At 33.7% G+C, this 12113-nt stretch carries 12 protein-coding genes; all 12 read left to right on the top strand.

Annotated features, from left to right (window positions below; genetic code table 11):
• The first annotated feature begins 1 nt into the window (after position 1).
• The 12 genes from GZ212_RS04350 (at position 2) to GZ212_RS04295 (ending at position 12094) form a co-directional block, all read left to right on the top strand.
• Positions 2-709 carry a WbqC family protein gene (locus tag GZ212_RS04350; protein WP_166957599.1) on the top strand — a complete coding sequence of 236 codons (708 nt, stop codon included), beginning with the start codon at positions 2-4 and terminating at the stop codon, positions 707-709.
• Positions 709-1518, top strand: coding sequence for a sulfotransferase domain-containing protein (locus GZ212_RS04345; RefSeq protein ID WP_166957597.1), 810 nt, complete (start codon positions 709-711; stop codon positions 1516-1518). The genes GZ212_RS04350 and GZ212_RS04345 overlap by 1 nt, the downstream gene beginning before the upstream one ends.
• On the top strand, positions 1515-2507 hold the full coding sequence (locus GZ212_RS04340; protein ID WP_166957595.1) for a sulfotransferase: 993 nt from the start codon (positions 1515-1517) through the stop codon (positions 2505-2507). The genes GZ212_RS04345 and GZ212_RS04340 overlap by 4 nt, the downstream gene beginning before the upstream one ends.
• Positions 2500-3525 (top strand): glycosyltransferase, encoded by a 1026-nt coding sequence (locus GZ212_RS04335; RefSeq protein ID WP_166957593.1) that lies wholly within the window; start codon positions 2500-2502, stop codon positions 3523-3525. The genes GZ212_RS04340 and GZ212_RS04335 overlap by 8 nt, the downstream gene beginning before the upstream one ends.
• A gap of 207 nt (positions 3526-3732) precedes the next feature.
• On the top strand, positions 3733-4446 hold the full coding sequence (locus GZ212_RS04330) for a hypothetical protein (RefSeq protein WP_166957591.1): 714 nt from the start codon (positions 3733-3735) through the stop codon (positions 4444-4446).
• 11 nt (positions 4447-4457) lie between these two features.
• On the top strand, positions 4458-5621 hold the full coding sequence (locus GZ212_RS04325; RefSeq protein ID WP_166957589.1) for a glycosyltransferase family 4 protein: 1164 nt from the start codon (positions 4458-4460) through the stop codon (positions 5619-5621).
• A gap of 6 nt (positions 5622-5627) precedes the next feature.
• A complete protein-coding gene (locus GZ212_RS04320) occupies positions 5628-6866 on the top strand; it encodes a glycosyltransferase family 4 protein (RefSeq protein ID WP_166957587.1) in 1239 nt (412 codons plus the stop codon).
• Between the two features lie 9 nt (positions 6867-6875).
• Complete coding sequence (locus tag GZ212_RS04315; RefSeq protein ID WP_166957585.1) at positions 6876-8006, top strand: glycosyltransferase; 1131 nt, start codon at positions 6876-6878, stop codon at positions 8004-8006.
• Between the two features lie 85 nt (positions 8007-8091).
• On the top strand, positions 8092-8904 hold the full coding sequence (locus GZ212_RS04310) for a sulfotransferase (protein ID WP_206080381.1): 813 nt from the start codon (positions 8092-8094) through the stop codon (positions 8902-8904).
• Positions 8905-8939: 35 nt separating this feature from the next.
• Positions 8940-9995: an NAD-dependent epimerase/dehydratase family protein gene (locus GZ212_RS04305; protein WP_166957581.1), complete on the top strand. Its 1056-nt coding sequence runs from the start codon at positions 8940-8942 to the stop codon at positions 9993-9995.
• A gap of 57 nt (positions 9996-10052) precedes the next feature.
• Entirely contained in the window at positions 10053-11138 is a 1086-nt protein-coding gene (locus GZ212_RS04300) for a glycosyltransferase (RefSeq protein WP_166957579.1), read from the top strand.
• Positions 11138-12094, top strand: coding sequence for a glycosyltransferase family A protein (locus tag GZ212_RS04295; protein ID WP_166957577.1), 957 nt, complete (start codon positions 11138-11140; stop codon positions 12092-12094). Before GZ212_RS04300 ends, GZ212_RS04295 begins: the two co-directional genes overlap by 1 nt.
• The last annotated feature ends 19 nt before the right edge of the window (positions 12095-12113 follow it).

Genomic DNA, 12113 nt, shown 5'->3' with positions numbered 1-12113 from the left:
AATGACAGTCGGGATCATGCAACCTTATGTTTTTCCTTACCTGGGGTATTTCCAATTAATTGAAGCCGTGGATAAATTTGTGGTTTATGATGATGTCAATTTTATTAAAGGTGGCTGGATTAATCGAAATAGGATATTGAATAGTGGACAAGGGAGGTGGTTTACTATACCGATAAAGAGTTTAAGTCCTAACAATTTAATTTGTGAAACAGAAATTAATAAAGCGCTATACCCAAAATTTAAAAAAAAGTTTTTTAAAACGTTAGAACAAAATTATTCGAAAGCTCCATTTTTTTGTTCGGTATATCCTATAATTGAGGACGTATTTAATCAAGATTATGACCTTATTTCTTCCTTGGCCGGGGAGAGCATTAAAGCAATTACTAAATTCTTGAATATATCGGTTACCTTTGAAACAAGTTCAGAAACATATTCAAAGTCTAGGGGTATGGAAAGAACGGATAGGGTAATAAATATTTGCTTACATAACAAAGCAAAAAGCTATATTAATGTAAGTGGTGGAGTGGATTTATATCAAAAAAGTGATTTCAAAAAAAACGGAATTGAGCTTTCTTTTTTAAAACATGGGTTACCAAAGTATAAACAGTATAATGATGATTTTATTAATGGCCTATCTATAATAGATGCCCTTATGTTTAATGATAAAGATGAAGTAAAAAGCATGTTAAGTCAGTATACCTTGTTTTAATGAAAAAAATAGCGATTCATAGCGTCCCACGTTCAGGCTCAAGCTGGTTAGGTAGTATCCTAGACTCGAGCCCTTATGTAGCTTACCGTTTTCAGCCGCTTTTTTCATTTGGGCATAAAGGGCAGTTAACACCAGAATCAACAACTTCAGATATTGATAATTTTTTTGTGGATATTCTCCATACAAATGATAAATTTGTGTTACAAAAAGAAGGGGTTGCCAAGGATATAGACCTCAAGTTTAAGAAGCAAGAAATAACTCATATTGTTTATAAAGAGGTTAGATATCACCACATTCTAAAAAATTTATTAGAAAAGGATAAAGAAGTTAAGGTAATTGGGCTGATTAGGAACCCTATGGCAGTGATTAATTCTTGGTTAAAAGCTCCAAAAGAATTTAGACGTGAAAAAAACTGGAAGGAATTGGAGGAATGGCGTTATGCTAACTTAAAAAACTTAAATAAAGTTGAGGAATTTAATGGCTATGAAAAGTGGAAAGAGGTAGCCGAGTTGTTTTTAAGTTTAAATGCCAAGTACCCTAATCGATTCTTATTAGTTCATTACAGCGACCTATTAAAAAATGAAAAGCAAATGGTTAAGGAAATATTTGATTTTTGTGAGTTAAACATGGAGGCGCAAACATATGACTTCATAAAAGACAGTCGTTTACAAAATAATGAAGATGCTTATAGTGTATTTAAAACAAAACGCAGTGATTCTAAATGGCAAAAAGAGCTCAATCCATTAATTTTAAATGAGATTAAAAACGATTTAAAACATACTCATCTTGAAGGGTTTTTAGAAAAATGAATTTTGATTTTTTAATTAGTTCCGAACGCTCTGGTAGTAACCTAATAACGAAGCTACTGGATAATCACTCTAACTATTGCGGGCCAACGCCACCACATTTGCTAAAAACTTTTAGCGATGTTATGGATGGTTACGGCAACCTTAATGAAGAGGATAATTGGGTTCGGTTTATCGATGACTTTCACGAATTTTTTTATTGTAAAATTGGTGTTTGGGCGTTAAATGTCTCTAAAGAAGAATTATTGAACGTTTCTCCTAGAAATCTGGAAGAAGTTTTTCGTCATTTATATCAAGAGGAGGCCAAAATTCACAACAAAACACGTGTTTTTGTCAAAGAGGTTAAAACCTATGGCTTTTTTAATTTTATTAAAGAAAAATTCCCAGAGAGTAAGTTTATTTGGTTAGTGCGCGACCCTAGGGACATGGCACTATCTTGGACTAAATCTCCTGTGCATAGGGGAGATATCGTGCGTGCTGCAGAAATTTGGAGAAATGACCAAAAAGAGACCATCAAATTTTATGAGGGAAATGGGAGTCGTATTTTACTTGTAAAGTATGAAGACTTAATTACCAATCAGCAATATGAATTAAGAAGAATTTGCGAGTTTTTAGCGGTTGACTTTGAAGCGACAATGGTTGAATATCACAAAAACAAAATTTCAAAGGAAAATGCGGTTCAGACTGATAATTGGAAAAACCTTCAAAAGAAAATAATTAAAAATAATTCGAGAAAATATTTACAGAGCCTTTCAGAAGAACAGATTAGATTTATTGAATATACCTGCCATGAAGAAATGAAGTTTTTGGTCTATGATTTCGAGTATGCATTATTGCAAGAATACCAATATAATCAACTGTATAAGGACTTAAAAAAAATGGAACGGCACGAGAAGCCAGAATATCAAAACATAGATTCGTCGGAAAAATTTAAACGGGCCAAATGGTATAAAAAGTTTTTGCAAATTAAAAGCCTTAAACAAGATGGGTAGTGATGTTAAGAACATCAACATTTCTAGTGAGCCTATTAATGGAGAACCAGTCATAATGGTAAGTATTTGCTGTGTTACTTACAATCATGAAGCCTATATAAAAGAAGCTTTAGATGGTTTTTTGTCTCAAAAAGTAGAATTTAATTATGAAGTATTAATAAATGATGATGCTTCAACGGATAAAACTCCAGAAATACTAAAGGCATATGAACAGAAATATCCCGATATTTTTAAAGTTATTTATCAGAGGGAAAATCAGTATTCGAAGTACAAGTCAGGAATGAATCCTAGATTTAATTATCCTCGAGCCAAAGGTAAATATTTTGCCATTTGTGATGGGGATGATTATTGGACCGACCCCTTGAAATTACAAAGACAGGTTTCTTTTCTAGAGCGTAATCCCCAATTTGCTGCGTGTTCACACAAAACACAGCAAGTTTCCGATGGAAATTTTGAAGACGACCACCGTTTTGGAAATATTTATAATGGGTCTGATGTGCTCACTACCGAAGATCTTATCTTAAACAAAGTGAGAATACATAGTAGTAGCTTATTGTTTCGGAAGGAGTTTTTAATTGAGCCAGAATGGTTATATAAAATAAAAGGGTTGGATATAATTTTAAGACTTCTTTTGAGTCTTAAAGGTCCAGTAAAAGTGCTGCAAGAATCAATGTCTGCTTACAGATTACATGTGGATGGAGTGTCTAATTCCTTTAATCATCAAAATTATGGGAAGTTTCTAAATATGTGCACGTTGTACACTAATTTTAACGAGTATACCAAATACAAATATGCTGAACCAATTAAAGAGGCCATAAAAAAAGAAGCCAAAATCCATATTGTTGATTATGAAATCAACAAATTTAAAGAGCAGTTTATCAAGAATAAGGAATATGAATATAAATATAAGTATATAGACGATTTAAATTATTTAGATGGAATAACCTCTTTTAATGCGGTTTTAAAACTATTATTCCTAAAACTTAAAAGAAAGTTTTCAACAAAATCTAATGATTGAATGTGATCACAATTAAAAATTAGGGTCTTGATGCAAAAAAAACTTAAAGCCTACAAGTACATTGAATTAGTAAAGTATAACAAAAAACTTAAATACAAAGTAATAAGCTTTGTGTTAAAAAAATATCTTAAACTATTCGGGAAAAAAAATATACTTTTCATTTTTGGAGTACAACGATCGGGGACGACTATAACTATAGACTTTCTTATGAAGTTATTTGGAGTGAAGGGATATCATGAGTTTAGTCCACTAACAGAAGATGGCGATGAAGGGTTGAGATTTCTGTCAATTGATGTTGTAAAAAAAAGGATTAATGAAAACAAAAAACCTTTTGTGCTAGTTAAACCCTTGGTGGAGTCTCAAATGGCCGATATAGTTCTGAGAGATTTTGAAAATTCAGTAGGAATATGGATGTATCGCAATTATAAAGATGTGATTAGTTCCTTTCATAAAAAATTTGGAGAAAATATTGGTGAACATCATTTAGATTTAATTATTCGAAATGTTTCTGATAATTGGCGGGCAGAAAGAATTCCAGAACACTTAAGGCAATTAGCTATTGATTTTAACAATAAGGGAATGACAAAATATGATGCTACTGCTTTGTATTGGTATATTAGGAACATGCTCTTTTTTGAATACGAATTTGAAAACATTCCAACATTAAAATTGCTCAAGTACGAGTATTTCATGAATAATTATCACCTTGTGATTAAAAAGATTTGTGAGCTTTGGGGATATACCTACGAACTTCCTGAAGATGATTTTGTTTTTAGAACAGATTCGATCAAGAAAGGAAAGGATATTATCATTAACCCTGAAATTGAAAAATTGTGTCAAGAAGTGACAAAAAAATTAGATGAAGTTTTTCTTAAGCAAAATTATTTTGTTCAGCCTGTTAAAAATGAATCATTTGATTAAATAATAAGCTTATGAGAACAAGAATTCCCAAATGGTCATCAGTAAAATTTAGATTTAAACAGTTCTATGAACAAAAGAATAACCAATTTATTCTTTGGAGAAAGCAGCAAAAGGTTAAAAATTGGCTTGTAGGATTAAAAAAAAGTCAAACCAAAGTTTTATTAGGTGCTAATTTTGCACAGTCTGGAGGAGTGAGAAATCATATCGTAGCAATTAAAAAGTACTCTTCCTTAAAGATTGATTTAATTCCTAGTGATCAAATGATGGAACGCTTTAATGCGTGGGATTTTGAGAAAAGATTCAAAGACTTATTTTTTAAATTTGAACCCAAACATGGAACCGTTTTGCACTCCCATGTTTATCCTTGGTATATTGAGTGGTGTAGATTAAAACAAACTCAAGGTTTCTATTGGGTGCATACCTATCATCTGCCTTATTTTCCCGAGCATGCCAATAATGAAGCCATGAAAAAGTGGCAAGATGATTACAATAAGGCTCTTGAAAATGAAGCAAAGCATGCCGATGTTAAACTTTCTGTTGCAAAGTGGCAACGGGAGTTTCTTAAAAAGAATAACAATATTGATACTATTTATCTTCCGAATGGAGTTGATGTGGAACTGTGTGATGAAGGAAATGATCAAATTGCCTTCAAAAAACTAGGGTTCAAAGATTACATTTTAAATGTGAGTCGACATGATCCTGTCAAAAATCCTGGAGAATTCGTTAAGCTGGCTATTAGTTTGCCAGAGTATCGTTTTGTTATGATTGGTCACGGGTTAAGTGATGAATTATTGAAAGAAGAATACCAAGTGGATGTTCCAAACAATTTATTGGTAATGGATGGTGTTTCTCAAAAGGACATTCAACATTATATAGCAGCTTGTTCGGTCTTGGTAAGTACTGCTAAACGTGAAGGATTGCCAACCTTGGTCCTAGAAGGTATGGCGCATTCAAAACCCGTGGTTGTTTCTAATGAGCCTGGCAGTATGGAGGCGATAGATCATGGTAACTATGGGTATTATTATGAATTGGGTGATATCCAGGATTTGAAAAATAAAACTTTAGAATCATTGAAAGATGAAGAGATTGGTCGTGAAGCTAGGAAAAGGGTTTTAGAAGAGTATGATTGGAGGGTGGTTTCAAAGAAATTGGATAATATTTATAATGGAAATTAGGGGCAAATGAAGATTACCTTTTGCGCATATGATAAACCAGACAGTGTAGGTGGTCCAGTGACTTGGTTGATGCATTTATTGCCATCATTACAGGAAGCAGGTTTTTCGGTGAATTGTCTAATTTTTTATCACGTGGGGTCTAGTGGTCCGCTTACAACTCACCTTTTAAAAAATAAAATCCCTTTTAAGGGTACTCAGTTTAATTATTATACAGAGGAAAATATTTCTTGGTTATTAGGTCAATTACAATCTGATATCCCTCATGTGTTTGTTCCTAATTTAGTTGTGCCAGCCTATTTGGCCACCCCATGGATAAAAAAAGCAGGGATAAAGGTGGTGGGTATTTCCCATTCAGATGACCCCTTCTATCATGCCATTCAAAAGGAATTTATAGATGGGAAAACTTCTTTTAGGTTAGACGGCATGGTAGTAGTATCTAAAGAGCTAGAACTGCAATTGAAGCAATCTCCTAATAAAGAAAAAATTGTCTTAGAAAGAATTCCTTATGGGGTCATTATTCCAGAACAAAAATCTATGTGGTCTGGTGATACATTAAGGGTTGTTTATGTTGGGAGGTTGTCTGAAGAGCAAAAACGGATTTCTGAAGTGACCAAGTCATTTTGTAAAATGGTAACATCCATTAATGGAGTTGAAGCGATTATTTATGGAGATGGACCAGATAAAAGGAATGTTGAGGAAATTTTGGAAACAGATGGAAAAGATTTACCAATTTCTTTGGGAGGTAATATCCCTAGTGAAGAGATTCAAAAGAAGTTATTGGATTCCCATGTTATAGTATTGCTTTCTGATTATGAGGGACTTCCGATTTCAATTTTAGAGGCTATGGCTTGTGGGGTTGTTCCTGTTTGCCTAGATATGAAAAGCGGTATATCAGAACAGATCAAAAATGGGGTTACAGGATATATTGTTAAGGATAGAAACGACGACTTTATACAGGCTATTACAAAAATTAAAAATAGTCCTAAGCAGTGGGACCTTTTGTCTAATAATGCCAGAAAACTTATTGAGGATAACTTCTCTCAAGCAAGATGTCACAAGGCATATGCAGATTTTTTCAATGGTTTGAAAGTGAGTTCTTTGCTTCAGGAAATAAAGATGCATAAGAAGTTTGAATTGCCGCCTGTTAATCCATATCTTGCAAGAGCTGACAGGAGAAAGCCAAAACTATCATTGATAGAAAAAATAAAATTTAAAGTGCGTGCTATTAAACAAAAAATATTTTAAAAAATAACAATGGCTATTCTTTTAGTTCAAGCAGGTTTAAGTAATTTCAGTGGTTCATTTATAAGGGCTCATGAGGAGTTGATAGATAGTGATAAAGTCATTTTAAGAGGACCCTCTCATAATCTAATGCACAACGGTAGGCAAATAAAATTGTTTTACAGCGCCAAACCTTTGTTGTTTAAGCTTAAAAAGTTGTTACCTCAATTTATATATCACAAATATGTTGCCCAACAAAGGGAAGGCTTTGAAGGTAGGCATGATGCTATTGAGGGGCTCGTAAAGAAATTCAAGGTGAAATTGATTTTTGCGGAATTTGGACATAATGGGGCGGCTTTAGCACCTCATGCAAAAAAGCTTGGGCTACCCTTAATTGTTCATTTTCATGGTCATGATGCTCATCGCACGGATTTTATTAAACCGAAATTAGAAGCTTACAAAGCTATGTTTGCGTATGCCACTAAAATAGTTAGTGTTTCGCATTTTATGACAGATGCCTTATTAGAATTAGGGGCACCTAAAGAAAAGATTGTATACAATCCTTATGGTCCTCGACCTTTTTTTTATGATAACCAACCTAATTATGGTAATACCATTTTTTATGTTGGGCGTTTTACCGATATCAAATCTCCCATACTTATTTTAGATGCGTTTCGACGATTAGTGAAAACTTGCCCTGAGGCTAAACTAGTGATGGTTGGTACGGGAGAGCTATTGGAAAATTGCAAAGCCTTGGTTAAGGCTTGGGAGTTTGAGGATAAAATCACATTTACGGGAGGTGTGCCGCATGATGAGTTAATGCCCTATTTTCAAAATGCCTGCATGTTTGTTCAGCATTCTGTACAACCGTCATATGGGGATGCGGAAGGGACACCGAACACTATTTTAGAGGCAAGTGCTTCGGGATTACCAGTAGTCTCAACAAAACACGCAGGAATACCTCAGGCTGTTATACATGAAAAAACAGGTTTTTTAGTGGATGAATATGATTCCAAAGGCATGTCTGAGTATATGTTAAAATTGTTTAAGGATAAAGATTTATGCAGAGAAATGGGTGAGGCAGGAAGGAACCATATCAAAACAAATTATAATATAGATAGGCATATAGGTATTTTGAATAAAATCATTCAGGATTCTTTGTAAAAAAATTATGTTTAAAGGGTTAAAACAACGATGGAGGCAATTACACCTTTCAAGGGATGTAATTCGAATTGGAAATAGTTATCGGTTGAATAAAAAAACTTTTGAAATAATTAACGTTTCAGATCGTATTCCTAATTTGGTAATCCTTGGAGCTCAAAAATGTGGAACTACCTCATTATATAATTATTTAAGTAAACACCCAGAAATAGCTTGTTCCAGCCCATTAAAGGAACCTGGGTACTTCATTTTTGATGATAACTTAAAAAAATATTGGAAAGATAATAATGGTTATGACATAGGGAGTAAAGATTTTTTGAAACTAAAATTCATGAGCGATATGCTTTTTAAGCAAAAATATTTTTGCGATGCTTCAACTTATTACACTCAGGAGTTTTATGAAGATCAACATGATATTCCATTACAAATTTCAACAGAATCCCCTGAAGTAAAATTAATTTACATTATTAGGAATCCTTTTGAAAGGCTGCAATCAGTTTATTATCATATGAAAAGGAAAGGTGTTTCATACCCATTAAATAGAGTAGATGATATTGTAGGGTGGGGGGATAATTTTTTAAAAACTAGTCTCTACTACGATAGGATTAATAAATATTTTGATGTATTTGATAAAAATCAAATTTTAATTCTTCAAATGGAGGATTTTAAAAAGGACATGAAAAAAGAAATGAATAAGGTGTTTAACTTTTTGGACATAAAGAAAGTTTCCATATCGGATGAAACAATCCATAATAAGACTTCACCTGATAAAAGGGAAAAATTTAATATAAAAACTTATAAAATATTACTTCCCCTATTTAATGAGCAACAAAATTTATTAGCTCAAAAACTAGGGGTTTCAACAAGTTGGGATCTTAGTGAGGATAAATGGGTCAATTAATCAAGGATAATTGAATTTAAAAATTGAAAATAATAATGAAAACACATTTAATATCGGGAGGTTGTGGCTTTGTAGGCCGAAATATGGTAAAACGCCTATTTAAGAAAACAAATGACCGTATTGTATTTATAGATGATTTGTCTGTTGGAACCCATCCAGATTCTTGGTTGGATATTCCAAAGTACAAGGAAGTTGATGGTTTAGAAATCTACGGTGAAGATGAGCGATTGATGTTTTTGAAAGCTGATTTTAGAGCTATTCTGCACGAGTTGGAAAAGGACCCTGATTTTTTTAATGTAAAATATAATTTGGGAGTTGATAGATTTGCAGATGTTTTTCATTTTGCAGCCATTGTTGGGGGGCGTGCCAAAATAGATGGTGACCCAATTCAGGTGGCTTTAGACTTAGCAATTGATTCCGAATTTTTTTACTGGGTTAGTAGGCACAAGCCTGAACGAGTTTTGTATCCAAGCTCCAGTGCAGCCTATCCCATCAGTTTGCAAACAGAATCTAATACCCTTCAGTTGAAGGAATCAGATATTGATTTTGATAATATGGGTCAACCTGATATGACCTATGGTTGGACGAAGTTAACAGGTGAATTTTTGGCACAAATAACAGCAAAGCATTATGGTGTTAATATAACTTGTATTAGACCATTTTCGGGATACGGCGAAGATCAAGATTATTCTTATCCAACACCTGCCATTGCTCGAAGGGCTGTTTTTAAAGAAGCTCCTTTTGAAGTATGGGGGTCTGGACATCAGGGACGAGATTTTGTTCATATAGATGATGTGCTAGATTGTGTTGAGGTAGCTATGGACAAGATTCATGATGGTCGTGCCATTAATATTGGACAAGGTATTTTAACCTCATTTAGGGATTTAATTGGCATTTTCTGTGAATTTGCTGGATACAGTCCAGAAATTAAGCCCTTGCTAGATAAACCAGTGGGGGTTCATAGTCGTTATTGCGATATGACCTGGGTGAAAGAAAACTTAGGTTGGGAGCCAAAAATATCAATCAAAGAAGGTATGAAGCGCGTTTATGACGCGGTGATGGAACGTGAAAAAGCGGCAGGGAATATATAAGTTTTAATAGGCATTTTAATGACCATATTATAAATTAAAAAAAATAAACTTTAAAACATGAAAATACTTTTTGCTTGCTTTCCTTTGAAATATAATCTGTTCATGGATGATCTTAAAAAAGGTTTAGAAGCACATGCTGAGGTAACCTATGATTTTGAAGAATTTTGGGCTTGTAAAAATCACTATGATATTGTGCATATTCACTGGCCAGAGTTTTTGTCTTATGAAATACAAAAATATCTATGGGAAACTTGCCCCGTACCAGAAGATCTAATCCAACGTATAAAGAATTGTATGGAATATTGGAAAAAGCATTCTACGATTATTTATACAAGGCATGTACAATATCCTCATTTAAGACATGATGAAGATTATCTTGAGTTATACAGAATGGTAACTTCTTATTGCGATGTGGTAGTGCATTTTGCTAACTACAGCATTCAACAGTTTAAGGAATTTTATCCAGAGCATGTTAATGTTAAACATGTTGTGATTCCGCATCATAATTATGCCTCTATACCAAATACTTCTACCCAATCTGAGGCTCGAAAGGCTTTAGGTATACCAAAGGAAGCGAATGTGATGCTCGTGTTTGGAGCCGTCAAAGAGAATGAAAAAGTATTGATTGAAAAAGCTTTTGGTTTTATTTCAAATGAAAACAAGGTGTTGTTGGCCCCCGGTTGGAAAATTAACCGTCGAAAAATCGGTTACATTCGATTAAGGGAGTGGGTATGGAAATGGGACAAATGGAAAGCAGCTCAAAATAAAAGAAAGCGTATTAATTTAGGATTTATTAAAGATGAAGAAGCTCATTTATATTTGAATGCAGCTGATTTCTTATTTATTCCCCGAACCAATGAACTTAATTCTGGTAATATTACACTTGGATGTACATTTGGAAAGGTTGTAGTTGGAAAAAAGGGATCGGATATTGGTGAGCTTTTAGAGGAAACAGGAAACCCCACATTTGAAGTTGGAAATGATAGAAGCCTCAAAGAGGCAATAGAAAATACATATTATTTGATTAATCAGAATCATGGAGAGAAGAATAAAAAAACTGCCTTTGAAGAATGGAATGTCCCCAAAATAGCCAAAATGTATTACGATACGATGAAAAAGGCTACAGAAAGTAAGAAATTGTAATGGCTGACTGGATTAAAAGTCAATTTGAAAAAGGGTTGGTTTCAATCATTATTCCCTGCTTTAATAGAGCTACAATGATACCTGAAACTTTAAGGTCAGTAATAGGTCAAACTTATAGACCTATTGAATGCCTGATCGTTGATGATGGGTCAATTGATGAAACCTTCTCACTTGTAGAAGAATTGATCCGTAAATATCAGTCAGAAGATTTCAGGATTAAATATTTGTATCAAGAGAATAAAGGAGCCCCTGCAGCTAGAAATTATGGAATTTTAGAGTCTAAAGGCGAATATATCCAATTTTTAGATTCCGATGATTTATTGTATCCTAATAAGCTAAAACATCAGGTGGATTTTTTGAAAAATAACCCTGAAATGGATGGTGTTTATGGAGATTGGAATCATGGTACAGTCGATGAACACATCTTAATTAAAGGGGAGAAATGGGAAGACCCTCTTAAGCAATTCTATGGAGGCAGAGTGATCCATACACTAAGTTTTTTGTTTAGACGTCATATCGTTAATGCCATTGGTCCTTGGGATGAAAGCTTAGGAAGAAATCAAGAGGTTGATTTTAACTTAAGGGGGGTTTTGGTTGGTGGAAAGTTTGATTATTTACCTGAAACAACAGGGCTGTGGAGAGAACATGACGGAGACCGCATTGTGTCTTCAAGTGGAGCACTCAAATCTTTACAATTTCATGACAAATGGATCGCAGAATTTGAGAAGCAAGGTTTGTTGGATGCCTACCGAAAAAAGGTAGCGGCTTTATTCCTGTTTTGGCATGCTCAGGATATTGACGGGGAACAGAAAAATATAGCCATTGACTATTTGATAAAGGCGAATGATTTGTATCAGGATATCCCAGAATTTAATACCCCTAAAATGACAATTTTAAAAACAGTTTTTGGAAACAAATTAGCCATAAAATGGTGGTATTTACAATCTAAAAAATAAAATTTATATTCATTGAATA

The organism is Mangrovimonas sp. CR14, from assembly GCF_011764015.1.
In the GTDB taxonomy this organism is placed as follows: Bacteria; Bacteroidota; Bacteroidia; order Flavobacteriales; family Flavobacteriaceae; genus Mangrovimonas; species Mangrovimonas futianensis.
Note: the sequence above shows the minus strand (reverse complement) of the source record. Positions and strands in the feature narration are given on the sequence as shown.

What these genes read in the sequence shown, in the direction of transcription:
- GZ212_RS04350 (WP_166957599.1), top strand. Translation starts at nt 2, where the DNA reads ATGACAGTCGGGATCATGCAACCTTATGTTTTTCCTTACCTGGGGTAT.
- GZ212_RS04345 (WP_166957597.1), top strand. Translation starts at nt 709, where the DNA reads ATGAAAAAAATAGCGATTCATAGCGTCCCACGTTCAGGCTCAAGCTGG.
- GZ212_RS04340 (WP_166957595.1), top strand. Translation starts at nt 1,515, where the DNA reads ATGAATTTTGATTTTTTAATTAGTTCCGAACGCTCTGGTAGTAACCTA.
- GZ212_RS04335 (WP_166957593.1), top strand. Translation starts at nt 2,500, where the DNA reads ATGGGTAGTGATGTTAAGAACATCAACATTTCTAGTGAGCCTATTAAT.
- GZ212_RS04330 (WP_166957591.1), top strand. Translation starts at nt 3,733, where the DNA reads ATGAAGTTATTTGGAGTGAAGGGATATCATGAGTTTAGTCCACTAACA.
- GZ212_RS04325 (WP_166957589.1), top strand. Translation starts at nt 4,458, where the DNA reads ATGAGAACAAGAATTCCCAAATGGTCATCAGTAAAATTTAGATTTAAA.
- GZ212_RS04320 (WP_166957587.1), top strand. Translation starts at nt 5,628, where the DNA reads ATGAAGATTACCTTTTGCGCATATGATAAACCAGACAGTGTAGGTGGT.
- GZ212_RS04315 (WP_166957585.1), top strand. Translation starts at nt 6,876, where the DNA reads ATGGCTATTCTTTTAGTTCAAGCAGGTTTAAGTAATTTCAGTGGTTCA.
- GZ212_RS04305 (WP_166957581.1), top strand. Translation starts at nt 8,940, where the DNA reads ATGAAAACACATTTAATATCGGGAGGTTGTGGCTTTGTAGGCCGAAAT.
- GZ212_RS04300 (WP_166957579.1), top strand. Translation starts at nt 10,053, where the DNA reads ATGAAAATACTTTTTGCTTGCTTTCCTTTGAAATATAATCTGTTCATG.
- GZ212_RS04295 (WP_166957577.1), top strand. Translation starts at nt 11,138, where the DNA reads ATGGCTGACTGGATTAAAAGTCAATTTGAAAAAGGGTTGGTTTCAATC.